At 62.2% G+C, this 24,309-nt stretch carries 21 protein-coding genes; 7 read left to right on the forward strand and 14 right to left on the reverse strand.

Annotated elements, in window-relative coordinates; genetic code table 11:
• Positions 1–135: 135 nt before the first annotated feature.
• Complete coding sequence (locus tag GKZ68_RS03180) at positions 136–855, forward strand: LytTR family DNA-binding domain-containing protein (protein ID WP_173110654.1); 720 nt, start codon at positions 136–138, stop codon at positions 853–855.
• 45 nt (positions 856–900) lie between these two features.
• On the opposite strand, the gene GKZ68_RS03185 is transcribed toward GKZ68_RS03180, so the two are convergent.
• The 4 genes from GKZ68_RS03185 to ruvC form a co-directional block, all read right to left on the reverse strand.
• Positions 901–3,531 carry an ATP-binding protein gene (locus GKZ68_RS03185; protein WP_173110656.1) on the reverse strand — a complete coding sequence of 877 codons (2,631 nt, stop codon included), beginning with the start codon at positions 3,529–3,531 and terminating at the stop codon, positions 901–903.
• 158 nt (positions 3,532–3,689) lie between these two features.
• The gene (locus GKZ68_RS03190) at positions 3,690–4,166 is read right to left on the reverse strand and encodes a hypothetical protein (RefSeq protein ID WP_173110658.1); all 477 of its coding nucleotides are present in this window, start codon (positions 4,164–4,166) and stop codon (positions 3,690–3,692) included.
• Between the two features lie 214 nt (positions 4,167–4,380).
• The gene (locus tag GKZ68_RS03195) at positions 4,381–4,617 is read right to left on the reverse strand and encodes a carboxypeptidase-like regulatory domain-containing protein (RefSeq protein ID WP_173110659.1); all 237 of its coding nucleotides are present in this window, start codon (positions 4,615–4,617) and stop codon (positions 4,381–4,383) included.
• Positions 4,618–5,045: 428 nt separating this feature from the next.
• Positions 5,046–5,627, reverse strand: coding sequence for a crossover junction endodeoxyribonuclease RuvC (ruvC, locus tag GKZ68_RS03200; RefSeq protein ID WP_302052014.1), 582 nt, complete (start codon positions 5,625–5,627; stop codon positions 5,046–5,048).
• A 90-nt stretch (positions 5,628–5,717) separates the two neighbouring features.
• On the opposite strand from ruvC, the gene GKZ68_RS03205 reads away from it, so the two are divergent.
• The gene (locus GKZ68_RS03205) at positions 5,718–6,716 is read left to right on the forward strand and encodes a lysylphosphatidylglycerol synthase transmembrane domain-containing protein (protein WP_173110663.1); all 999 of its coding nucleotides are present in this window, start codon (positions 5,718–5,720) and stop codon (positions 6,714–6,716) included.
• Positions 6,717–6,943: 227 nt separating this feature from the next.
• Positions 6,944–7,945 (forward strand): glycosyltransferase, encoded by a 1,002-nt coding sequence (locus GKZ68_RS03210; protein ID WP_173110665.1) that lies wholly within the window; start codon positions 6,944–6,946, stop codon positions 7,943–7,945.
• Between the two features lie 5 nt (positions 7,946–7,950).
• On the opposite strand, the gene GKZ68_RS03215 is transcribed toward GKZ68_RS03210, so the two are convergent.
• Positions 7,951–9,018 carry a glycoside hydrolase family 43 protein gene (locus GKZ68_RS03215; RefSeq protein ID WP_217275301.1) on the reverse strand — a complete coding sequence of 356 codons (1,068 nt, stop codon included), beginning with the start codon at positions 9,016–9,018 and terminating at the stop codon, positions 7,951–7,953.
• A 185-nt stretch (positions 9,019–9,203) separates the two neighbouring features.
• Between GKZ68_RS03215 and GKZ68_RS03220 the strand changes: the two genes are divergently transcribed.
• Both GKZ68_RS03220 and GKZ68_RS03225 read left to right on the forward strand, forming a co-directional pair.
• Complete coding sequence (locus GKZ68_RS03220) at positions 9,204–10,586, forward strand: 1,4-beta-xylanase (protein ID WP_254244139.1); 1,383 nt, start codon at positions 9,204–9,206, stop codon at positions 10,584–10,586.
• Between the two features lie 109 nt (positions 10,587–10,695).
• Positions 10,696–11,214 (forward strand): c-type cytochrome, encoded by a 519-nt coding sequence (locus tag GKZ68_RS03225; RefSeq protein ID WP_173110667.1) that lies wholly within the window; start codon positions 10,696–10,698, stop codon positions 11,212–11,214.
• A 136-nt stretch (positions 11,215–11,350) separates the two neighbouring features.
• Here the strand turns inward: GKZ68_RS03225 and pulA are convergent, their stop codons facing one another.
• Positions 11,351–12,889 carry a type I pullulanase gene (gene pulA, locus GKZ68_RS03230; RefSeq protein WP_173110669.1) on the reverse strand — a complete coding sequence of 513 codons (1,539 nt, stop codon included), beginning with the start codon at positions 12,887–12,889 and terminating at the stop codon, positions 11,351–11,353.
• Positions 12,886–13,407, reverse strand: a complete 522-nt coding sequence (locus tag GKZ68_RS03235; protein WP_173110671.1) for a hypothetical protein — start codon at positions 13,405–13,407, stop codon at positions 12,886–12,888. Before GKZ68_RS03235 ends, pulA begins: the two co-directional genes overlap by 4 nt.
• A gap of 211 nt (positions 13,408–13,618) precedes the next feature.
• Between GKZ68_RS03235 and GKZ68_RS03240 the strand changes: the two genes are divergently transcribed.
• Positions 13,619–14,032, forward strand: a complete 414-nt coding sequence (locus tag GKZ68_RS03240) for a hypothetical protein (RefSeq protein WP_173110673.1) — start codon at positions 13,619–13,621, stop codon at positions 14,030–14,032.
• Between the two features lie 78 nt (positions 14,033–14,110).
• On the opposite strand, the gene GKZ68_RS03245 is transcribed toward GKZ68_RS03240, so the two are convergent.
• The 4 genes from GKZ68_RS03245 to GKZ68_RS03260 all read right to left on the reverse strand — a co-directional run bounded on the left by GKZ68_RS03245 (position 14,111) and on the right by GKZ68_RS03260 (position 19,631).
• Positions 14,111–15,592, reverse strand: a complete 1,482-nt coding sequence (locus GKZ68_RS03245) for an ATP-binding protein (protein ID WP_173110675.1) — start codon at positions 15,590–15,592, stop codon at positions 14,111–14,113.
• Positions 15,593–15,640: 48 nt separating this feature from the next.
• Positions 15,641–16,573, reverse strand: coding sequence for an MBL fold metallo-hydrolase (locus GKZ68_RS03250; protein WP_254244140.1), 933 nt, complete (start codon positions 16,571–16,573; stop codon positions 15,641–15,643).
• A gap of 94 nt (positions 16,574–16,667) precedes the next feature.
• Positions 16,668–18,023: a sigma-54 dependent transcriptional regulator gene (locus tag GKZ68_RS03255; protein ID WP_173110677.1), complete on the reverse strand. Its 1,356-nt coding sequence runs from the start codon at positions 18,021–18,023 to the stop codon at positions 16,668–16,670.
• Between the two features lie 54 nt (positions 18,024–18,077).
• Positions 18,078–19,631: an RNA-directed DNA polymerase gene (locus GKZ68_RS03260; RefSeq protein ID WP_173110679.1), complete on the reverse strand. Its 1,554-nt coding sequence runs from the start codon at positions 19,629–19,631 to the stop codon at positions 18,078–18,080.
• Between the two features lie 308 nt (positions 19,632–19,939).
• On the opposite strand from GKZ68_RS03260, the gene GKZ68_RS03265 reads away from it, so the two are divergent.
• Positions 19,940–20,377 (forward strand): hypothetical protein, encoded by a 438-nt coding sequence (locus tag GKZ68_RS03265; RefSeq protein WP_173110681.1) that lies wholly within the window; start codon positions 19,940–19,942, stop codon positions 20,375–20,377.
• Here the strand turns inward: GKZ68_RS03265 and GKZ68_RS03270 are convergent.
• The 3 genes from GKZ68_RS03270 to GKZ68_RS03280 all read right to left on the reverse strand — a co-directional run bounded on the left by GKZ68_RS03270 (position 20,374) and on the right by GKZ68_RS03280 (position 24,131).
• Entirely contained in the window at positions 20,374–21,207 is an 834-nt protein-coding gene (locus tag GKZ68_RS03270; protein WP_173110683.1) for an ATP-binding cassette domain-containing protein, read from the reverse strand. The two genes, GKZ68_RS03265 and GKZ68_RS03270, sit on opposite strands and share 4 nt — an antisense overlap.
• A gap of 221 nt (positions 21,208–21,428) precedes the next feature.
• Positions 21,429–22,205 (reverse strand): ABC transporter permease, encoded by a 777-nt coding sequence (locus GKZ68_RS03275; protein WP_173110685.1) that lies wholly within the window; start codon positions 22,203–22,205, stop codon positions 21,429–21,431.
• A 213-nt stretch (positions 22,206–22,418) separates the two neighbouring features.
• Entirely contained in the window at positions 22,419–24,131 is a 1,713-nt protein-coding gene (locus GKZ68_RS03280; RefSeq protein WP_173110687.1) for an OmpA family protein, read from the reverse strand.
• Between the last annotated feature and the right edge of the window lie 178 nt (positions 24,132–24,309).

A 24,309-nucleotide genomic window follows, 5' to 3' on the forward strand; every position in this document is an offset into this window, starting at 1 on the left:
AGCCAGGAGGCTGATTCTACGTGCTATTTTCGTGAGGATTGGCTACTTACAAGCTCGGGCGCTAGTAGCTTGCAGTGGTATGCACTGGAGCCAGGCTCTGGTGTAGTGCGCTACGTACTCTGCTTTTTCCACACGATGCCTACTACTGCCTGTCTCAACTGCATCATTGTTGACGATAATGAAATCAACCGGCTCACGCTCGAGCACCTCGTAGACCTGACGCCCGAGCTGAAGCTGGTGGCCTCGTTGCCGGGCGGGCTCGAAGCGCTGGCGTTTTTCCGGGGCGGCGGCCGCTGCGACCTCATCCTGCTCGATGTGGAGATGCCCACCCTCACGGGCCTCGAGCTAGCCAAGCTGCTGCCCCGGCCCGCGCCGGCCATTGTGCTGGTGACTACGCACCGCGACTTCGCCGTGGCGGCTTTTGAGCTGCAAGTGGTTGATTATCTAGTAAAACCAGTGGAGTTTGCACGGTTCAGCCAGGCCATCGGCAAGGTGCAGGCCCAGCGGCCGGCCGTGCTCCCCGCGGCCAAAATCCCTGAGCCGGCCGCCGACCTGTTCGTGAAAGTGGGCACCAAGACTATTAAAATCAACTTCGACGAGGTGCTCTACATTGAGGCTCTTTCGACGTATTCGGTGATAGTAACCACTGCCCAAAAGCACATCGTATACCTCACCCTCAAGGCCCTGATTGAGCGGCTGCCCTTCGCCCACTTCGTGCGGGTGCACCGCTCCTACATCGTAAATATGCGCCGCATCGAGGCCATCGAAGACAACATGCTCAAGCTGGGCCCCTACGAGGTGCCGGTAGGCAAGTCGTACCAGGATGAGTTTACCCGCCACCTACGCAGCTTGTGAGGTAAGGTAGAACGAGGAATCGAGAATTATCGCTTGTGTAATTCGTTATTCCTCCATGCTACCTTGTTCCTTCAGAGGCAGTTCCTGCGGCAGGGCGGCCAGGGCGCGCTGCACCTGGCTAGCCAGGTGGGCGGCGGCGGCGGGCAGATGGAGCAGGTCGGCGGCGGCTTCGAGCTGCAGCACGGCATTGGCCACGCCGGGCACGCCCACCGATTCAAGGCTGGGCTTGATGTGGTGCGTGATTTTGGCGGCATCGTCCCAGCGGCCGGCGGCGGCGGCGGTGCGCAGCTGGGCCAGGCTGTCGGGAATATTGCGCAGAAAAGAGTGGATGATTTTCACCACAAACTCTTCGCGGCCCCGCGCCAGGGTGCGCAGCTTGCTCAGGTCGTAGGCTTGCGCCGGGGCGGGGGCGGGCAATTGCTGCACCAGGGTGCGGTACACGTCTTCTTCCTCAAACGGCTTGGCTAGGGTGGCATTCATACCGGCGGCCAGGTAGCGGTCGCGGTCGGCCCGGAAGGCATTGGCCGTGAGGGCCACGATGGGCAGGTTGGCCCGCGCCGGGTCGGGCAGCGCCCGAATGGCCGCCGTGGCATCGAGGCCGTTGAGGCCGGGTAGCTGAATATCCATCAGCACCACGTCGTAGAGCTGGGGGGCGTCGCGCACGCGCTGCACGCCGGCCCAGCCATCTTCGGCCTCCTCCACCACGGCGCCCCAGCCCTCGAACAGCAGGCGCGCCACGGTGCGGTTTATTTCGTTGTCTTCGACCACCAGCAGGCGGCGGCCGCGCAGCGCGCCAGTGTCGTAGGCATCGAGGGCGGGCTGGGCCGGCGCGGGCGCGGCGGCCTTGGGCAGCGTGAGCACAAAGGCAAACGTGCTGCCTTTACCCAGCTCACTGCTGAGCATGAGCTGGCCCCCCAGCTGCTCGACCAGTACCCGCGAGATGCTGAGGCCCAGGCCGGTGCCGCCAAAACGGCGCGTGGTATCGGAATATGCCTGGGTAAAGCCTTCAAAAATAAGGCCTTGCTTATCATAGGCAATGCCGATGCCAGTGTCCTCCACGCTAAAGCGCACGGTGAGCGTGGTGGCTGTTTCGGCGAGCTGCTCGCCGATGACCACCACCCGCCCGCCCGGCTCGGTAAACTTAAGGGCGTTGGCTACCAGATTGATAAGAATCTGGTTGAGGCGGTGGGGGTCGCTGAGTACCCAGGGGTAGGCGCAGGTGGTGCGCAGCGGCGTGCCGGCAAAGTTAATGCCCTTTTCTTTGGCCTGGCTCACGAGCGGGCGCAGGGCTTCGCTCATCGAGTCGCAGAGATTGAAGGCGACGGCCTCAAACTCCATTTTGCCCGAGCTGATTTTGGCCATGTCGAGCACGTCGTTGATGACGTGCAGCAGGTGCTGCCCCGCGTGCCGGATGGTGCGCACAAACTCCTGCTGGCGGGCGTCGAGGGTGGTTTTGCCGAGCTGGCTAGCCATCCCCAGCACCCCGTTGAGAGGGGTGCGAATTTCGTGGCTGATGTTGGCCAGGAAATTTTCGCGGGCCTGCACGGCGGCTTCGGCGGCGGTTTTGGCGCGGCGCAGGGCCTGCTCGGCCAGCACGCGCTCGGTAATGTCCTGCCCGTAGCCAATGACGTAGGCCGGCTGGCCCTCTTCGTGCACCAAGTGGTTGTCGTAGAGCAGGTAGCGCCCGCCGGGCAGGGCCATCGTGCCGCGTTGGCTGTCGGTGGTGGCAAAGCCCCGGAGGTAGCCCGCCACCCCGTGGCGCTGGGCCGGTGCTACCAGGTCGCAGAGATTGATACCCGGGAGCGTTTCCAGCGGGTGGCCCAGCAGCTCGGCGGCGGCCGGGTTAGCCGTGAGCAGGTTGCCCTGCAAATCGTGCGTACAAATGAGTGCCTGCGAGTGCATCATCAGGTCGCGGTACTGCTTTTCGCGCTGCGCCAGGGCATCAGAAGCCAGCTTTTCGTCGGTGATATCGCTGCTGAGCACCAGCACCTGCCGGGTGCCGTCGGGCCGCACCAACAGGCGCTTAATGGTGCAGAAATAGCGCACCTCACCCGAGGCCAGCGTGGTCGTCGTTTCCCGGGTAGACTGCTCGCCGGTGGCCAGCACCTGCGCATCGGTGTTCATATACTCGCTCCACTCGGCGGCCTGGCGGGGCGTGGGCGGCTGGGCCGCGGCCGGGTTGAGGTAGCCCATGCGCTGCCGCAGCTGGGTGGTGGCGCGGTTTTCAAATACCATCTGCTGCTGGGCATCGCGCACGAAAATGAGGCTCGGCGTCGCGTCCAGAATTTCGCCCAGCAGAGTCTGCTGGTCGGCCAGCTGGCGCTCGGCCTGCACCCGGCCCGTGGTTTCGGCCAGGTAGAGCGTCACGCTGCCCTCGGGCGGTACAATGGTAGCCTTTTGCAGCAGGAAATAGCGTTGGCCCACCTGAATTACCGGCGCCAAAGCATCTGTGCCCTGGCGCACGGCGGCCCGTAGCTGCTGCCGCACCCGCACTTGCTCGGCCCGGCTCAGGCCCTGGCGCAGAGCCAGGGCGGCGGGGTTGGCGTAGAGCTGCCGGCCACGCGCATCAAGTCGGACAATCGGATTAGGATTTTGCGCGGACAAGCTAGCCAGCGCCCGTAATTCAGCGAGCGCAGCATCGTCGGTCGGGCCAACCGGGGCAGAAGGTGCAGACATAAATAAAAACGTGGAATCTAACTAGCAGTAAGCAGATGATAGTGGTAGCAGTAGCAGTAGCTTAGGGTAGTCAATGGCCCAGCTATTTACGCATTAAAAGCCTCTTCCACCGCACGGAAGAGGCTTTCGCTGGGTGAAAAGCGTAGCAGCTGAATCACTTAACGCCCCAGAGTAATGTGTACTGGCTGCGCCGTTTCACCGTCGAGGGCAATCCGGGTGCTGCCTAGCCCCACATACTCGGCCTGTAGGCTTAAGGCCGTATGGGCCGGCACTTGCAGTAGAAAAGCGCCGTGCGCATCGGTTACGGCAATCTGGCGCACATTGGTAGTGGGAAAAACACAAACTCCGGGGCAAGGCTGGCCGTCGGCCCCCAGCACGAGGCCCGCCAGGTAAAGCAGGCGCGTTTCGGGCGGCGCGCTGGCCCCAGCGCGCGGGCTCACTGGGGCTGGAGCCGACTGGGGCCGGCCGGCCGGCTGGTGGGCGGGTGCCTTGGCGGCGGGGCGAATGGCCCTGCGGCGGGCTTGCGGCCGGGTATTTTTGCCCGCAGTGGGCAAGGTGCGCGCCGCCTGTGCCGGCCCGCCCAACAGGAGCAGTAGGGCAATCGAAGCAGCAATAGAAGAGCGGAGACCTAACATAAAAAGTGGGTAACGTGTTGAAATAGCTAGGGGCTAGGGGAGACTAGTAGTGCGGTTAATCAAAAGTAGCAGTGCGACTTAAGGAAGTACTAAGAACTATGCGAATGGTCCTGTTTACTGGCCGAATAAGTGCTGCCGGCCGGCTAGCCAGGAATGAAAAAGGCTTCTTTCCATGCCGGAAAGAAGCCTTGCGATACTAAAGAAGAACAGGAGCCTACTTGCCGAGCGTGATGCGCAAGGGAGTAGTGCCGGGCGCGGGCACCTCCACCCGGCTGCTGCCTTCCCCAAAATATTCAACGCGTAGCGAAATAGCAGCCCCGGCGGGCACGGGTAGCGTGAATGCTCCCTGGGCATCGGTGACGACGAGCTGGCGCGGCGCGCCGGCGGGGTACACGCTAGCTCCGGCGCAGGGCCGGCCGTCGGGAGCTAGCACAATGCCTTTGAGCTGCACGGTTTGGGGGCTGCCGGCGCACTGGGCTGCTCGGCTGCCGGCAGCACTGCCGGGGCCACAGCGGGCGCAACCAGCGGCTTACTGGCTGGTGCAGGGGCAGCCGGGGCGGTGGGTTTACTTTTGCCGGCGGCCACAGGCTGGCGCTTGGTTGCCGGATGTGTATCGGTAGCTGGGGCGGCGGCGGCGGCGCCAGCCAGCAACACTACTAAAAAAGCAGCGGTGCAATAACGAAGTGCGGGGAAGGTAGAAAAAGCTTGCATAGCAGGGCGGGAATGAGTAAGAAACAGATGCCGGCCGAGTTGTACACAAGGAGGAAAAACTTGACCTGTACAAATGTACAGCGGACGGGGAGAGGCTTGTACGAGATTCTGCGAATACGGTTATTTTGTAAGCCAATGCTGCGTTTTACCCGCTGAGCGGTGGGCGCGCTACTTGGCGCGGCTGGCTGGCTTGCGCGCGGTGCCGGTGGCCGCCAGCGCCCGGCCGGGGTTGTCTTCCAGAAACTTACCCCAGCTTTTAGTGCCGGCTTTCACGTTGTTGCCCTGCTGGTAGTGGTGGCACAAGGCCACGGCCAGGGCATCGGTGGCGTCCAGAAATTTGGGTGCTTCCTCGATAGGCGGCAGCTCCAGGGTTTGGCGCAGCATGCGGGCCACCTGCTCCTTATCGGCCGAGCCCGAGCCCGTGACGGCCTGCTTGACCTTGGTGGGCGCGTACTCCACAAACGGAATGTCGCGCGAGAGGCAGGCCGCGATGGCCACGCCCTGCGCCCGGCCCAGCTTGAGCATACTCTGCACATTAACGCCGTAGAACGGCGCCTCGATGGCTAGCTCGTCGGGCAGGAACTCATCAATCAGCTCCAGCATGCGGGTGAAAATCCGCTTTAGCTTTACGGCGTGATTCGACCCCAGCGCCTTCATATTGATAACGTCGTATTGCAGCACCCGCACGTGCTGGCCGCGCACCTCAATAACGGCGTAGCCCATAATCTGGGTGCCGGGGTCGATGCCCATAATGACCTTCTCGGCCGGGGGCAACCGCTGGGCGGGGGGGGAGGGGGGCAAAGTGCGGGAAACGGCCATCTAGCTCAAAGTTACGCCCCTTTGCCCCCGTCCGCGCCGCGCCGGGGCCCGCGCTGGGTGCTGCTGGCCAAAATCGGGGTAAGCCTGCTCACGCTGGGTTTGCTCTACCACTCGGTGTTTGCCGCGCCCGACACGGCGGCGGCCTGGCGGCGGCTGGTGGCCAGCACGCTCACGGGCGCGGGGCGCGGCCCGGTGCTGGCCGCGCTGGCCCTGGTGCCCCTCAACTGGGGCCTCGAAGCCTGGAAGTGGCAGCGGCTGGCCCGGCACCTGGAGCCCGGCCACTCCTTCGGGCGCAGCCTGCGGGCGGTGCTGCTGGGCCTCACGCTGGGCTTTGCCACCCCCAACCGGGTGGGCGACTACGCCGCCCGCATCCTGGAGCTGCACGCCCGGCGCCGGCTGGAGGCCGTGGGGGCGGTATTTTTAGGGCGCTATGCGCAGCTGGTGGCCACGGTGCTGGCGGGCGGGGCGGGGCTGCTGTATTTCCTGCTGAAATTCTACCTGGGCGGCTACCCGGCGGCGCAGGCGGGCGTGCTGGTGGCGGGCATGCTGACGGGCGCGCTGACGCTGCTGCCGCTCTACCGCTCGCGGCTGCTGCTGGCGGTGCTAGCCCTGGTGAAGCCGCTGCGGCGCTTTCGCCGCTACCTAGCCGTGATGCCTACCTACTCGGCCGCCGAGCTGCACGCGGTGCTGGGCATTTCGGGGCTGCGCTACGCGGTGTTTTGCGGGCAGTTTTTGCTGCTGCTGCATGCGTATGGGGTACGCGGGGCGCTGGGGCCGGCGGTGGCGGCGGTGGCGGGCACATTTTTGTTTAAATCGCTGGTGCCCTCGCTCAATGCGCTGGCCGATGTGGGCGTGCGTGAGCTTTCGGCCACGCACCTGTTTGGGCTGCTGGGCCAGCCCGCGCTGCCCGTGCTGAGCGCCAGCCTGAGTTTGTGGGTCATCAACATTGCGCTGCCCAGCGCCCTGGGGCTGCTGCTGCTGCCCGGCCTGCGGGTGCTGCGCGAACGCAAGTCCCGCTAGCCATGCTGATTGCCCTGGGTGCTTTGCTGCTGGCCGGGCCGGCGCTGTATGCCGCCGTGTGGGCGTGGCTGCGGGGCGGATTTGCGCCCGGAGATACTTCACCCCCTGGCTCCCTCTCCACAAAAGAGGGAGCAGTAGCTTCTAGACTAGACCCAGAAGCTACTTCCCCCTCTTTTGTGGAAAGGGAGCCAGGGAGTGAGGTGCCTGCCAAAGAGCTACGATTCTCCGTGCTCATCGCTGCCCGCGACGAAGCCGCCGCCTTGCCGCGTTTGCTGGCTGCCCTGCGTCAGCAAACGCTGGCGCCGCACTTTTTTGAAGTGCTCGTGGCCGACGACCACTCGGCCGACGGCACGGCGGCGCTGGTGCAGGCAGCTGCCCGGCAGCTGCCATTCAGCCTGCGCCTTATCAGCCTGCCGCCCGGCGCCTCCGGCAAAAAAGCCGCCCTAGCCGCCGCCGAGGCGCAGGCCCGCGCTTCGTGGGTGGTGTGCACCGATGCCGACTGCCGCCCCGCGCCCGGCTGGCTGGCCGCCTATGCCGGCTTGCTGCAGGCGCAGTTCGGCCTGCACTTCGTCAGCGGGCCGGTGCGCCTCACGCCGGGTGGCGCGTGGTTTGATGGCGTGCTGGGGCTGGAATTTGCCGGGCTGGTGGGCGTGGGGGGCGCCTGCCTAGCCCGCGGCCGGCCCACTATGTGCAACGGCGCCAACCTGGCTTTTCGCCGCGCCACGTTTCACGAAGTAGGTGGCTACGCCGACAACGCCGGGCTAGCCAGCGGCGACGACGAATTTTTGCTGCATAAAATCCACCAGCGCTACCCGGCCGGCGTGCGCTTCCTGGCCCAGTCCGGGGCCGTGGTCGATACGCCCGCGCCGGCCACGCTGCGTGCCCTGCTGCGGCAGCGCGTGCGCTGGGCCAGCAAATGGCCGCACTACCGCCCGGCCGCCCCGCGCCAGCTGGCCCTGCTCGTGCTCGGGGCCAATGTGAGCCTGGCGCTGGGGCTAGCCCTGGCTTTAGTCTGGCCTGCTCTGTGGCTCACGGTGGCCGCCGCCTGGGCCCTCAAGCTCGGGGCCGATACCTGGCTGCTGTGGCCGGTGCTGGGGCTGCTGCGCCGCCGCCGCTGGCTAGCCTGGCTGCTGCCTTTGCAGCTGCTCTACGCGCCCTATGCGCTGGCCGTGGGGCTAGCCGGCCAGCGCGCGCAGGGCTACCGCTGGAAGGGCCGGCAAGTGCGGTAGTGCCCCTAGCCCGGCAGCGGCTGCGGCGTGTAGGTCGGCCCCAAGCAGCGCGGACCCTGGGCCGTCCAGGCCAGCTTATCGAGGCAGAGCTGGCGCTCGGTCATGGCCGCGTTCCAGGCGTGGTATACCAGGTACTCGGTGCGGCCGTCGGGGCTCAGCACGTGGCTGTGGTGGCCGGGGCCGCGCACGTGGCCGGGCACCGAGTGCAATACTCTGGCCCCGGCATCGGAGCCTGAGTCGACGTAGGGACCCAGTATGTGGTCGGCCGCGCAGTAATCGACGCCGTAGCGGTCAGTCAGAAAATTAGCCCCGCTGAAAAAGCAGTAGTACTTGCCCGCGTGGCGCCGCACAAACGGCCCTTCCAGCGTGTGCCACTCGGCAAAAGTGCGGCCTCCGTAGAGCGGCATGGTGCGGTTGGCCTCGAAGAGCGTCCACTTGTGGCGGGCGCGCAGCACCGTGCGCGGCTCGCCGGCCAGCTGCGTCATGCTGGCGAGGCGGTCCACCACCAGTCCGGTACCGGGGTAGTAGCCATCGGTGGTGTCGGTAAAGTCGCGGGCGTAGAACAAGTACCACTGCCCGTCGGTGTCCTGAAAGGCGTGGGCATCGATGGTAAACTGGCTGTCGGCCACCGGCAGGCTAGCCACTTCGGTATAAGGCCCTTCGGGCCGCGGGCTGGTGGCCACCTTTAGCTGGTGCCCCACCGTGGCCCCGATAGCCCCGCCGCCCCGCGAGTAGTACATATAAAACGTGCCTTGGTGCTCAACTACTTCGGGTGCCCAGAAGTCAAACTCCTCGCTGCCCGCCGGGGGCGTGAGCGCCCCGCCCAGCGGCCGCCAGTCCACCAGATTATCCGATTGCAGGAGCGTAAAAACCCGGCCATCGGGCGTGCGGCCCCGGCCGGTGGTTCCGAAGGCATAGTAGTGCCCGCCGTGCCGCAGCACAAAGGGGTCGGGAAAGTTGCGGGCCAGCACCGGGTTGGTGTAGGTGCGGGCGGCGGCAAAGGCAGTGGGGCGCATGGCAAGCAGGGCTAGCCCCGCCAGAGAGCCGGAAACGAAGTGGCGGCGGGTGGGCATGGGAGAGAAAAAAATAAGCAAATTTTCAGCCGCAGCGTGAGGCGTTTGCAACTATAGTTTCGCCGCTGGCAAACCAGCCGGGGCGGGCAGGGTAGGCGGCCCGGTTTGTGAAGGGGAGCGCGGCAGTTTGCCGTAAGTTTACCCGGCCCGGCCGCAACCTGGCGCAAAGCAACTCCGAAAACCTTATGCTTAACCCTTCCTGCCCCGCTACTTGCCTAATGTCGATGCCCGATGATGCGCTGTGGGAAGATACGCTGGCGGGCGATGAGCACGCCTGCGAGGCGTCGTTACGGCAGCAGTACCCGGCGCCCTACGCCCATGCCCGGCGCCCCACCAGCGACGCGGCGGCGGCCAAGGATAGTATTCTGGACGTATTTCAGCGATTATGGCCGCGCCGCGCCCGGTTGGGCCATCTCGGCGCGCTACTTTCATTTCTCTCTTTCTCTTTCCCACTCTTCCGCATGAAGAAAATTTTGCTGCTCCTACTGGGCTTGGCGCTGCTCGGCGCGCCGGCGGCCCAGGCCCAAAAAGTCAAGACCAAAGCGAAGGGCGGCGCGGCCACCCTAGCCACTGGCCAGGACCGCCGCTGGTCGGCCGACAAAGCCAATGCCTGGTACAAAACCCAGCCCTGGATGACGGGCGCCAACTTCATCCCCAGCACCGCCATCAACCAGCTAGAAATGTGGCAGGCCGCCACTTTCGACCCGCAAACAATTGACAAAGAGCTGGGTTGGGCCGAGGGTATTGGCTTCAACACCATGCGCGTGTTCCTGCACAGCCTGGCCTGGAATGAAGACCAGGCCGGATTTAAGAAGCGCCTAAACGACTACCTGGCCATTGCCGACAAACACCACATCGGCACCATCTTCGTGTTCTTTGATGACTGCTGGAACAAGGACCCCAAAGTGGGCACCCAGCCCGTGCCCAAAACCGGTATTCACAACTCGGGCTGGGAGCAAGACCCTGGCGACCCCGCCTCGCGCGACTCGGCTACCTTCGGGCAGCTGCGGCCCTACGTCACCGACGTGCTCACCAGCTTTGCCCACGATAAGCGCATCGTGCTCTGGGACTTATATAATGAGCCGGGTAATAGCAGCAAGGGAATGGCCTCGCTGCCGCTGCTGCGCAATGTCTTTGCCTGGGCCGAGGCCGTGCGCCCCGACCAGCCCCTGAGCGCGGGCCTCTGGAACTGGGACTTCACGACCCTCAACACTTTCCAGGCCACGCATTCCGACGTGATTACCTACCACGACTACGACGAGGTGGCCGCCCACCAGCGCGTCATTGAGCTGCTCAAAACCCACGGCCGGCCGCTCATCTGCACCGAGTACATGGCCCGGCCCCGCAACTCGCGCTTTGTCAATATTTTGCCCTTGCTCAAGAAGTACAACGTGGCCGCCATCAACTGGGGCCTGGTAGCCGGCAAAACCAACACCAAATACGCCTGGGATACGCCCCTGGCCGATGGCTCGGAGCCGGGCGAGTGGTTCCACGAAGTATTTCGCCCCGATGGCACGCCCTACCGCCAGGACGAGGTCGATTTCATCAAGAAAACAACGGCCAAATAGGGCTAGCCCCTTTGCCAGAAAAAGCCGAAAAATGTGAGCCGGCAGCTAAGCAAAAGGCTTGGCTGCCGGTTTTTAATTGTCTTCACTGCTCACTTTTACCTTTCTGGCCATGCGTACCAACTATGCCGCCTTCGCCCTTTCCCTCGGAATGGGCCTCATCGTTTTGCTGATAGGTTTTTTGGCCTTGAATGTGGCAGGGCTAGTGGGTACGGGTGGGGGAGAGGTAGCCACTGAACGGCCTATGTCAGAGGAGATAACCGGAGCCCCGGTGGTAGCCACGGCCTACGTGCCCGCCTCGGCCGAAGAAGCCGCTGCGATTGCGGCCGGTGATGGGTTATTTAAAAACAATTGCGCCCAATGCCACGCCGTCAATGACAAAGTAGTGGGCCCGGCGCTGGCTGGAATTGATAAGCGGCGGCCTGTTTCGTGGATAGTTTCGTGGGTGCACAATTCAAGCAAGGTCATTGCCAGTGGCGACGAGTATGCCGTAAAGCTGTTTGAGGACAACGGCAAGCAGCAGATGCCCGCCTTTCCGCAGTTGTCAGAAACAGAAATCAAAAATATTGTGGCCTGGATACGCTCGCAGGATGACCCGGCAAATTCAGCCGGAGCAGTAGCAGTCAAGTAGGTTATAAAATAAAGTAAGAACGTCCTGCGGAGCTTGCCGAAGCAGCACTACCGAACGACACCCTAGCGGCGCGGGAGAGCTGCTTCGGCAAGCTCCGCAGGACGTTCTTGTTAATGGTAAATCTACCTTTTACCCGCTACTGCACCAATATCAGCGCTGAGGTAGGGGCTAGCGGCACGCCGGCCGCGCCAGCTGCCAGTGGCTCGCCCAGGCCGCTTTGGTTGATTTCCAGCCCGCGTAGCACCACCTTGTAGCGGCCGGCCGGCACGGGCACGGTAGCTGGTTGGCGCAGGCCGTTGAAGAGCACCGTGATAGTCTGCCAGGCGTCGCCGCCCGCGTGGTTTTTCAGCTGGTAGCCCACGGTGCCGGCCGGCAAGCCGGGCAGAAACTCCAGGTGCTGCGCAATCGATTCCTGGCTAGGCAGGCGGAAGGCAGGGTGGGCCTTGCGCAGGGCCAGCAGTTGGCGGTAGAACGCGAAAACGGCCCGGTACTGCGCCTTGCGGCCCCAGTCGAGCTGGTTGATGCTGTCGGGCAGGTTGTAGGAATTAGAAGAGCCTTTTTTGGTGCGCAAAAACTCGTCGCCGATGGGCAGAAACGGCACACCCTGCGAGGTGAACACGATGGTATTGCACAGCGCATCCATCTGAATAAGCTCCTGCTCAGTAGCCGTAGGGTTGGCCACGGTAAGCTTGTCCCAGAGCACGCGGTCGTCGTGGCAGGCCACGTAGCTGATGGCCTGGCCCGGCTGGCTAGCCCAGGGCGCCTTGCTATAATTGACCTTGGCGTAGTCTAGCTGCGGGTGCTGCGTAGCGGCCACGATGCCAAACTTTACGCTCTCTTCCAGCCCCGGCTGGCCGCCCACGAAGCCGGCCTCGGCCTGGTGCGCGTAGTGACCCTTCACGCCGTCGCGCAGCTCGTCGCCGAAGGCCGCGATGCGGTCGAGGCGCCGCACGCTGGCCTTCACGGCGCGCAGGTTTTCGGCCAGGGGGCTAGCCCCGGCGGCCCAGCCCTCGCCATAGATAAAGATGCTGTGGTCCTGCTGGTCGAGGGCCACCCGCACGGCGCGCATGGTTTCGAGGTCGAGCACGCCCATGAGGTCGAAGCGGAAGCCATCGACGTGGTACTCGCGGGCCCAGTGGCTCACGGCATCCACGATGAGCTTGCGCACCATCGGGCGCTCCGAAGCCACCTCGTTGCCGCAGGCGGTGGCGTTGGAGAGCTTGCCGTCGGCGTCGTGGCGGAAGTAGTAGCCGGGCACGAGCTGCTCGAAGGCGCTGGTGCCGGCGTCGGCCACGTGGTTGAACACCACGTCGGCCACCACGCGCAGCTGGTGGTTGTGCAGGCTTTGCACCACTTGCTTAAATTCGCGGATGCGCGCCGCCGGGTCGAGGGCCGAGGTAGCGTAGGAGCCTTCGGGCACGAAATAATTCAGCGGGTCGTAGCCCCAGCTGTAGCGCGCGGGGCTAGCCGGCACGCTCTCATCAATGGCCGCGAAGTCGTTGACGGGCAGCAGGTGCACGTGCGTTATACCCAGCTCTTGCAAGTGGCTGAGGCCGGTGCGGACGCCGCCCGGCCCGGTGGTGCCCGGCTCGGTCAGGCCCAGGTATTTCCGCTTGTTCTTAATGCCCGACTGCGGGTCGGCCGAGAGGTCGCGCACGCTCACTTCGCCAATCACAATGTCGGTGGGCGCGCCGGGCTTGGGCGCAGGTCTTCAACCCAGCCGGCGGGGCTAGCGGTGGCGGGGTCGAGCCAGGCGCCGCGGTGGCCGTTTACACCCACGGCCCGGGCGTAGGGGTCGGCTACTTCGGCCAGCGCCTTGCCGCCGATGGTGGCCTGCACGGTGTAAAAACCAGCGGTGCCGGCCGGCAGCGTTAGGGTCCAGGTGCCGCTAGTGCTGCGGGCTAGCGCGTGCGTGGCGGTGGCCGCGCCGCCCGCCCCGGCCGCGTAGAGGCGCAGGCGCAGCGCCTCGGCGGTGGGGGCCCACACGCGCAGCGTGCCCTGGCCCTCCCGGTCGAAAGTCAGCCCCAAGTCAGGGCCCTGATAAAAAGGATACTGGCTGAGCGGGTAGCGGGCGGCATCGGCGTACGCGGCCGGGGCGGTAGTGGTAGTCTTGATTTTAGTTTTGGTTTGGGCCAGCGCCGGTGGCAGAATACCGGAGAAAACGAATAGCAGGGGCAAAAAGCGACGAATCATGCGGGCAAAGTAAGCGGGGCTGGCGCACATGCGAAGCCCCTCATGCAGGCTACAGTTTGGGTAGCTAGTTTGGTGCCATCATCATTCGAAGAAAACGCCCTGCTGGTCTAGAAAGCCGCGCCACCGGCCGAACAAAGTACCCTATTAACTAAACCCCGGGCAACCTTCGCCGTCCAATTCACCTCTCGCAAGTAGTCTTACCCCCGTTGCCATGACTGCCGTGCCCACCTCCTCCCTTTTGCATGCTGAAGCTGACTTTCTCGAGCTGCGCTACCGCCCCGATGTGCACTACCTGGTGGCGCGCTGGCACCGGCCGGTGTCAGGGGCCGAGCTGCGGCAGGGCTACTACGCCATTCTGCGCCTGGCGCGGGAGGTGAACTGCACCTGTTGGAAAATTGATTTGCGCAGTCGTAATGCGCCCGATGAGGCCGACCGTCGCTGGGTCACGGCCGAGTTTCTGACCCGCGCCGCCCAGCGCCTCGACAGCCCCGTGTGCCTGGGCTACCTACTCACGCCCAGTTTGCTAGGCCAGATGGCTCCCCTAGCGATGGTCCCAACCGAGTGGCTTTTTTCTCCGAAGAAGGTCCACTCACGGCCTGGCTCATGCAGTGCCAATGCGAGGTAGGAATGGCTAATGAAGAGGGCAGTAGTAAAAAGTAGCCGAGCGGCCAGTCGGTGCTTCATTGTTAATTCCTGGTTCCGCTTACCCCGCCGCCGGCAGCGTAAACGTGAAGCAGCTGCCCGCGCCCGGCTGGCTTTCGACCCACAGCTGCCCGCCCTGCGCCGTGATGAATTCCCTGGAAATACTCAGCCCCAGCCCCGAGCTGCCGCGCTGCTGCCCGGCCGGCCCCAGCACCCCGCCAAAGCGCTGAAAAATGCGCTGGTGATACTCCTTCGCAATACCTGGCCCCTGGTCTTCCACGCTCAGCTGCACCATTTCGCCCCAGGGCACCACCCTGATGGTGAGCGCCGCGCCGTGCGGCGAGTAGCGAATGGCGTTGGAAAGCAAATTGATGAGCACCCAAGTCGTTTTCTCCACGTCGGCCTGGGCGCAGGGCAGCGGCTCGGCCAGGTGCACGGCCAGGCGCAAGTCTTTGTCGGTGAGCTGGGCGCGCACAATGTCGGTGGCGTAGCGCACCACCTCGGGCAGCGGCACCGGCGCCAGGTTAAGGCGAATTTCCTTGCCCGCGTCGAGGCGCGAAATCTCGATGAGCTGGCCCACCATCCCCAGCAGCCGCTGGGTTTCGCTCCGGATGCCGCCCGCAATTTCCTGGCGCCGCTCGGCGGTGAGGCGCTCATCCTGCAACAGCATCAGGCTGAGGTTGATGCTGGCCAGCGGCGTTTTCAGCTCGTGCGAAATCGTGGCCAGAAACTCTGATTTCACCTGGTCGAGGTTTTTAAACGCCGATACGTCGCGCAGGCAAAAGACGTGGCCGGCCGGCACCGCCTTTTGCAATTCCTCGTTCAGCTCCGTCACCTCGCTCACCGTGAGTTGGTAGTGTAAATTTTCGCCGTGGGGCCGCACCATAAACACGGGCCCGGCCGGCCGGCTAGCCTCGCTTTGGTCGGTAGGGGTAGGGCTAGCCGCGGGTGCGTCGAGGGTGCGCAGCCACTCGCGCAGCATCTCGTTGTGGCGAGCCACCTCGGCGGCCGGCTGGTCGAGCAGGGCCTTGGCGGGCTGGCCCAGCAGCAGGCAGGCCACGGGGTTGGCCAGCACGATAAGGCCGTGCTGGTCAATGAGCAGCAGGCCCTCATCGAGCCCGCGCACGAGGCTGTCGGTGCGGTTGCGCTGGGTAATGAGCTCGGCCAGAGTGGCGCGGCGCTCATCTTCGGCCTGGCGCAGCACGCGGTTCACGGCCGCCGCCACGTGGCCCACCTCGTTGTTGCGGGTCACGGCCACGCGCGTGACGGGGCCGGGCGCGGCCACGCGCTCCACGTCGGCGGTGAGGCGCGTGAGCGGGCGCGTGACGAGCCGCGGCAGCCGCACCATCAGCACAATGCCGAGCAGGGTGCTGATTAGCAAAAACAAATACACTGCCCGCTGGGCCGCCAGCGCGTTGGTTTGCTGCACGCTGGGCGCTTCCGTTTCGAGCCGGTGAATGGTGACGAGTACGTAGCTGCCCAGGCTCAGCAGCAGCCCCAGCATAATGAAGACGCCCAGGCGAATTTGGGTTTTTAACGACATAGCGCGGCATGAATAGCGCGGGTGGCAAAGTAATTACGCCTGGCGTGGCTAGCCTGGCGCGGCGGCCTCACAGGCCCAGCACCAAGCCTTCTTCGGCCACCCGGAAACCCTGGCGCAGCACCGCGGCGCGCTCGGGCTCGCTGGGTTCAGCAGCGGATTGGTGTGGTTGAAGTGAATGAAATACACCTTGGCGCGCTCGGCAGGGGGTAAGGCTTGCAGCAGCTTAATGGTCTCTTCCACAAACGGATGCGGCACCTCGGCCATGTCGCGCGCAATCTCGCCATTGCGGTAAAAGGTGGCGTCGAGCAGCACGTAGTCGGCGTGCTGCACCACGTCGGGCAAGCTCTGCGACCACTTGCTCCACTTGTCGATATCGGGAATGAAGACGGCTTTTTTGCGCGCGCCCTGAATCTCAAAGCCCACGGTTTCGGTAAATTCATCGCGGTGCGGCACCAGGAAGGGCGTCACGCGCAGCCTCGCATTGAGGCTAGCCGGCTGGCCCGCCGCCAGTGGCCGCAACGCCATGTTTTTCAGCGCCACGAGCTGGCTCCACGGCGCGTTGGTAGTCAAGAAATTGGCCATGCGCGGCAGTGCGTACACGGGCACCGCGCCAGCGCCGCTCGCCTCGCGCCCCAGGTACATCAGGCCGGTATAATGCCCGATGTGCCCGTGCGTGAGGAAGATACCCGTGGGCAGCGTGCCCGGCGTGGGCCAAAATTCATTGAGCACAAAGAGCTGCGCCGGCATGTCGGGCGTGGCCTCGAAGAGAAATTTTTGCCCCGCCTGCTCGTCCACTACCCCTAGCGAAACCACGTTTTGCCGCTGCCGCTGACCCAGCTCCACGGCCGCAAATTCTTGGGTTGCGCCGATTTGCGGGTAGCCCGCATCCTGCGCCACGCCCAGCACAATGAGCTTCTGGGCTTGGGCGAAGGCCGCAGTGCTGCCAGTGAGAAGCAGGGTGAAAAGTGCCAGAATTTTCATGGATTAGCAAATATTTTTCCATCTACCAGGCTTCGCAAGCTTGGCATGACGGATAGTGATGGAACAGTATTGCCCGCCACTAGAAAGCCAGCGCCTACTCCTCCAGCCCGTATTCCTGCAATTTCCGGTACAGAGTGGTCAGCCCGATGCCGAGTTTCCTGGCTACCTCGGGCTTGCTGCCCCGCAAGTCGCCCATCAACCGCCGGATGTGCTTGGCTTCCAGGGCCCGCAGGCTTTCATCCTCGGTCGAAAAAACCGGGCGGGCGCTGCCCTGAAACTCTTCGGGCAGGTAGTCGAGGGCTAGCGGCTCGCCGGCCGGGGCCAGAATGGCAGCGCGCTCGAGCACGTTTTTCAGCTCGCGCACATTGCCGGGCCAGGCGTAGGCTTGCAGCGCGGCCACGGCATCGGGGGCCAGGCCGGGCAGGCGCTTGGCCAGCCGGGCGGCGAAGTGCTGCAGGAAAAACCCGGCCAGCACCGGCACGTCGCTAGCCCGCTCCCTGAGCGAGGGCACCAGAATGGTAAACACCGAGAGCCGGTAGTACAAGTCGGGCCGGAAGCGCCCCTCGGCGGCCTCCTGCTTGAGGTTGCGGTTGGTGGCGGCCACCAGCCTGATGTTTACGCTTGTGGGCTTGGTGTCGCCGAGCTTGGTGAACTGCTGCATCTCCAGCACCCGCAGGAACTTGGCCTGCACGTTCAGCTCCAGCTCCCCGATTTCGTCCAGAAACAGCGTGCCGCCCGTGGCTTCTTCCAGCAGGCCCTTCTTATCGGTCAGCGCTCCGGTAAAAGCCCCTTTCTTGTAGCCAAATAACTCGCTTTCAAGTAAGTCTTTCGGGAAGGCGCTGCAATTAACGGCCACGAAGGGCTTGCTCTTGCGCCCGCTAGCCTCGTGCAGGGCCTGGGCAAACAGCTCCTTGCCCGCGCCGGTGGGGCCTTCGAGCAGCACGGTGCTATCGGTGGGGGCCACCTGCCGGGCCAGGTGCTGGGCGCGGCGCAGGGCCGGTGCCTCGCCAATCATGCTCTCGAAGCGGTGGCGCTGGCCCACGCGCTTTTCCAGCTCGGCCACGCGGCGCTGGAGGCGGGCCTTTTCGGCGGCGCGCTCCACCACCACCACCAGCTGCTGCTCAAAATCGCCCTTGGTGAGGTAGTCGAAGGCGCCGAGCTTCATGGCCTGCACCCCGTCGGGGATGGTGCCGAAGGCCGTGAGCAGCACCACCTCGGCCAGCGGCGCGGCGGCCCGGTAGCGCGGTAGCAGCTCCACGCCGTGGCCGTCGGGCAGCTTCACGTCGGAGAGCACCACCAGCACCTCGGCGGCGTGCTCGGCCAGCAGCGCGAGGCCCCGGTAGGCATCGGGGGCTTGCAGCACGGTGTAGCCTTCCAGCTCCAGCACCTGGGCCAGCAGCTGGCGCAAGCGCGCTTCGTCGTCGATGAGGAGCAGGGTTCCGGTGGGCATTTAGTGTAATTTATAATTTGAGTTTTGATAACTATATTCAATGAGTTTACGTTGTTAAATAGAATTCCACTTTAATATTGTATGTTCTATGATATCATTAGGCGTTAGGTTGATTTTAACACCCTTAAAAAAGAATTCTTTTTCGTCTTCAGGCATTTTTGTAGCAGCTATAAGGTAAGCTCTTTTTGTCCAGTCGTCAGCCATGCCGAATTGCTCTTTGAGTTCCGTAATCCAAGAACTCGAATCGTAATTTAAGCTAGCTAATAAAATCTCTCTCTTGACTGAGCTACTTGAGTTTGAATACATTTCAATTAAATTTGAAAAATGATTCAAATTTGGATTGTAAACAAATAAGCTTAATAAGGATATTTTATAAAATTCATTAGAAGTAATTATTTCGTCTTGCATTAAAGTTAATACTACCTCTGCAACTGATTGCCAGTTTGAGTTATAATTATCGGCGCATGAACTTATATATAGACATACGTCGTTTAGTGCAGGAATTAACTTTTCGAAATTTTGAATAGAGAAATCAACAGCGTGTCCTAGACCAATTTGCGATAGACGTCTATATAGCCACCTGATTTTTTCATAGTTAGGTTTTTCTGGTCTCAGGTAAGAGTCTAATAAACTTACAATATCTCCTTTGGGAAGTCTTAATAGGTCGGGATTACTGATGTCTGTAATTCTGATTTTTGTGTAAGCGTCGCCTTCTGCATAGCTATTGATAATGTCAATAAGCTCCTTTTCAGTTTGAGCACCAGCTTCCTCTGTTAGCATAGCGCTGCACTTTGCTATAAATGATTCTTTGTTGAAAATTATTGTCTTATGGTTTTGGAGTATTAGGCGCTGTTGTTTATCCAAAATCTCTGCAATTTGGTTGATACGTATTCGCGCTTCTTTTTCGCTGCGACAAAATAAAACAATATCATCGACGTATCTCTTAAAAGGAATGTTTTTAAGAGATAAGCTCTTGTCAATTGGAGTAAGTGACATTTCAGCAAAAATATGAAATGCATGTGGCCCAACTGGTATTCCTCTTGAATTGCGCTGTGTAATAGATGTGATTAGGTTCTTTAGTACTTTTATTAAAGGCTTATCGAATCCACAAACTAGTAGCTGATTCTCTATTGTGTGATGATAAATTTGATTGTAAAAATCAGCTATGTCGCACATTACTACGTACTCATAGTTCTCAGCTTTGACTCTGCAACTGCTCCAGAATTTGTTCCAAGCTTTTTTATTGCCATATAACGTCCCTTCTTCTGTAGGGTTGAATCTATAGCTAAAAACGGTGTCGCTAGTTTCAGGTATTCTATTGTTTTCTATGAGTTTTCCAAATTCATAAACTATAGCGCCAAGTAAAATGCTGTCAAAAATATCGAGTTGAGTTGCGACTCTATAAGAGGTATTGTCTTTTGGTACAATGAATCTGCGAGCAGCTTTCCACTTATAATTTGTTATGTCAAGGTTGATGCAAAATTTTAAGATTTCTTCCTCACAGTCCTTCACAACATTCAGCTCGAAAGGCTTAGGAAATAAATCGGTATCGCTTTCTTTAAAAAGATGTTTGATTGACCAGCGGTAAGATTCTTCTTGCAGTTTCATTGCGTGAGGCAAATTATAACGTGTAAGCAATGATACATACTTTCCGACTGAGCTTGTCTGAATACAGTAACTGCTGTGCCTAACTCTCCCGAATTTCACCTTCAATACTTTGCACAAACTAGGCAAACTCCGGCTCGTCTTTCACGTCAGGATGCTGGACCAAGCCGTGTTAGGCCAAGTTTTACTACTGGCGGGGGCTGATGATAGCATAACACTGGACAGGTGCTGTCCAGTGTTATGGTCGCGCTCGACGCTGATTTGTCCCACCGGCCAATTGCCCCTACCTTGTCACTCTCAATGCCAGGACTATGCAAGTAGGTTTTCAGAAGCTAGCGGGGGCTAGCCGCGCGGGCGAGCTGCCGCGCACCCAGCGGTTCAGGGCGGCCGTGCGCCAGCGGCGGCAGCGCCTCGACGGGGCCGTGGTGGAGTCGGCGGCGCGGCTGCTGCCGCTGGTGGTCCTGCTCGACACCCTGCAAGCCCCGCCCATCCAGGAATCGGTGTTTCGCACCCGGCGCAAAAAGGTGCGGGCGCACTGGGATGCCGCCTACGCCGCGCTGCAAGCCGAGCATCCGCGCCACCGGGCCCTGGCCCATGCCCTCCAAGGGCTGGCCGACCTACTGCGCGACGAAGCCCGCGACATCAGCCCCAAAGAGTGGCAGCGCGCCGCCCGCGAGCTAGCCCTGGCCACGCTCAAGAATGCGCCGGGGCTCATCAGCGTGGCGCAGCAGGCGCGGCTGCTGGCCTAGCTGCCCCGTATCTCGGTCTTGATGCCCTCCACAAACTGGGCAAACTCGGGCTCGGCCTCCACGTCGGGGTGCCAGGCCAGGCCGAGCTGGGCCAAGTTGTACTGGTGGCGGGGGCTGATGGTGGCGCCGGGCAGCAACTGGCCGGTGCTGGGGTCGCGCTCGGGGGCTAGCAGCCAGAGGCGGTCGGCCAGCGCGGTGGTGGTGGCAATGTCGTGGCTCACAATGAGCACGGTATTTAGCTCGTCCATCGTCGTTACTTCCACGATAATCTTCTTCACCTCGTCAATCATCGCCACGTCGAGGCCCGAAAACGGCTCATCGAGCAGAATGAGGTGGTCGGAGCACAGGAGCTGCTGCGCGATGGCCGCCCGCTGGCGCTGCCCGCCCGAGAGGTGCGCCGGGTATTTGCGGGCGTGGGCCGTGAGCCCGAAGCGGGCGAGGTAGTCGGTGGTGCGGGCCTGGGCCTCGGCGGGGGCGTGCTTGCGGCGGGCGGCCAGCAGCAGGTTGTCGAGCAGCGTGAGGTGGTTGAACAGCGGGTAGCGCTGCTGCACGTAGCCCACGGCGCCGGGCTGCACGGGCTGCTGGGCTTCGCCCACGCGCACGGTGCCGGTGCTGGGGGTGGCTAGCCCCGCCAGCAGCCGGCACAGCACCGACTTGCCGATGCCCGAGCGCCCGTAGATGCCCACCACCTGCCCCTGGCTCAGGCCAGGGCGGATTACGTCGAGCACCTGCACGTTGAGGTCGCGCAGAATCACCTCGCTGCCGAAGCGCATCGAAACGTCTTGCAGCGTCAGCAGCGGGTCTTTGTAGGAGTGGGGGAGGGCGGTCATGGTTTTCAGGTTTCGCCCTCCGCGTGGCGTCTCACCTCCCGGCCCCTTCTCCGAAAAGGAGAGGGAGAGCCACGGCGGCGCGCGTTGTGCGTCAGGCAGTTTTAGATTTAATTACTGAGTTGATTAATGCGCCTGAGTCATCGTGAGGCTCCCCCTCTCTTTTTTGGAGAGGGGGCCGGCCCCAAAGGGGTTTCGTGAGGCGCCTCGGTAGAACGGCTAGCCTAACCAGCCGCCCCCAGCCCTGCATAAGGAAAAAACGTCTTCCTTAAAGCCTCAAACCCATAGTCCTGGGCCACGCCCACGACCAGAATAACCAGCTGAATAGCTACCACGCCATCGAGGTGCAGGTAGCGGTTTTGCTTGTAGAGCAGCAGGCCGATGCCGCCTTCGCTTTGGTAAAGAGTTTCCACGAGCGTTATCAAGGTCCAGATGATGGCGAAATTCTGGCGCACTACTTCGAGCATATCGGCCAGCTTGCCGCGCACCACCACTTGCCAAAAGCTACCCCACTCACCCAGGCCCAGGGTGCGAGCGTGGTCCAGCTCCTCCTGCGTGGTGCTGCCGATGACGCGCGTCATGCCCGTCACCAGGTACACCGTGGCCCCAAACACCAGCACCGAGAGCTTCACCTGGTGCCCCGAGCTGAGCAGCAGCGCCATAAAAAACGTGAGCCCGGTGAGGGTGAGGTAGCGCAGCTTGCTGGCCGCAAAGGCTAGCGGCCGGAAAAACGGTAGCGCCGTGAGGTAGGAAATAAATAGCGCCAAAACGGTAGCGATGCCCAGCGCCTGGAAGGCGGTAAGTAGGCTGGCCCACAGCTCGGGCAGCAGGCCCTGCGTAGTGAGCAAGTCGCGAAAAGCGCGGAAAACATCGCCCAGGCTTGGGAAAATTCGGAGTGGAAAGAAGAGCCACAGCGCCAGCAACGCCAGCACCTGGCCGGCCACGAGCGCGGCCAGGGTGGCGCGGCGCGGGTGGGCATTGGGAGTGAAAAGGGGGCTCATGGTGAGTATCGAAATTGAAAAATTTGAACGTCCTGCTGAGCTTGTCGAAGCATCTCTACCGCATCGGTGGGCAGGCACGGGTGAAGCGACCAAGATGCTTCACTGCGTTCAGCATGACGTTCTGTTTTATCCTTTTGAAACCAAGCGCTTAGTTGCCCAGTACCACTTCCACGCGGCGGTTGGCGGCCTTGCCGGCCTCGGTGGCGTTGGAGGCTACCGGGTCGGCGGCGCCGTGGGCGTACACCTGCACGCGGCCTTGGGGAAGGCGCTGGCGCTTTTGGCTTCGAGCCAGTGGGCCACGGCCTCGGCGCGGGCCTGGCTAAGCTGCTGGTTCTTATCCGGGTTGCCGGTGTTGTCGGTGTAGCCGTGCACGGCCACTTTGAGGCGGCCGGCCACCACGAGGTCGTCGAAGAGCTGGCTCAACTCGCGCTGGGCGGCGGGGGTAAACGTGCTCTGACCAGTGTTGAACTCGATGTTCCAGGCGCGCTTGCTCACGCTGCGGCGGATTTCATCGTCGGCCGCAAAAGATTGGGTTTCGGCCGGGGCCAGGTTCTTGCCTTTGTACTGGGCTTGCAGCTTGCGCAGCAAACTCAGGTCGAGCATGTTGGCCAGCGGCACGTAGCTGGGCAGTTCCTTGGGGTAGAGCTTACTCTGCACGTCGCCAAAGGTCTTGTACACGGCGGCGTAGATGTTGGTGCCGCCGTTGTCGAGGCCGAATAAGGTCAGGTTGTCGTTGAAGTTGAAGGCCTTGCTGCCGCCTAGCTCCACCACTTGGCCGGTGCGGTCGGCCTCGCTGGTGCCCTTGTAGTACTTCAGCCAGTAGGCGCCGGGCTTGTCCTGGTCGCCGTAGACCTGGGCCGAGATGTCGGCGGCGCGGCTCAGGGCTTCGGGGTGGCTTTTCACCTGGTCGCCGGCCACGGCGAAGGCGGTCATCAAACTCAGCACGGCGGGCTGGTGGGCATCGTACCACCGCTTGGTCGTCACCATGATGTTGGGCATCTGGTTGCTGTAGTCCTTGGTGCTGACGATGTTAACGAGGCCGCCTTTCTGCTTGGCGATGTTCACGTCGCCGGGCGTCCAGGTAGCTACGGCGTCGGCCACCACGTCTACTTGCACGCCGGTGCTGTGGCCACTCACCACTTTGGTGCGGCTTTCGGGCTTGCCGGTGATGTACTTCTCGGCGGCCACCAGGAAGTCGCTGGCGGCCATGAAGTTCACGGCTTCGGGGTCGTAGGTGGTTTCGTCGGGATTCACTTTCAGGCCATTGTCGGCGCACCACTTCAGGGCAATGTTGTGGTCGCCGTCGCGCAGGTAGCAGGCCACCGTTTTACCCAGGGCCGCCTTGGGGTTGTCGAGCCATTCCTTGGGACCCATCAGCTTGTCTTCGCCGAAGGATTTACCTACTGAGTAGGGGATGATTTGCAGGCTGGTGCCGGCTTTTTCGAGCTGCCTTTGCACGGCCGAGAAAGCTGGCAGGCCATCGCCCATAATGCTGACAATCAGGCCCGGTGTGCTAGGGTTGCTTTGCAGGTCGAGGGCGTTTTTCACCAGGTCGGCCTGCATTTTCGCTACGTCGTCCTGGCGGGTAATCTGCATATCAACCTTATTGGCGGCCAGGGCCGAGCCCATGGTGGTGCGCGGACCGCCATTAGCGAGCATGCCGGCCATCTGCGAGTTCCAGGCCATTACTTCCCATACCACGGGCGTGCCGTTTTCGGCGGGGGCGGTGCCGGGCAGCGGGGCTAGCGGCACCACCAGGTTGGCGCGGCTGCCGCTAGGGGCCGCCGGCAGCTCAATCGAGCTGAGCAGCACCGATTGCGTATCGGCCTTTTGAAAGAATTTATTGCTGGCAATCAGCTTGTTGATGCCAAAGTACAGGAGTGCGAAAATGAGGGCACCGAGTACAATTTTACCACGAGTTGTCATTGGGAAGTTGAGTTAGTAGGAATGATGGCGCGGGGCTCTGCCCCGTGTCGGTTATTTGCCGGCCTCTGGCCGGCGGCGTGGGCTACCGTTGCGGGACTTTGCTCCGTCAGCGGGCCCTAGTGTGCGGGCCAGAGGCCCGCGGATAGTCGGCACGGGGCAGGGCCCCGCGCCATCGTAT

This window comes from Hymenobacter sp. BRD128 (assembly GCF_013256625.1).
Lineage (GTDB): Bacteria > Bacteroidota > Bacteroidia > Cytophagales > Hymenobacteraceae > Hymenobacter.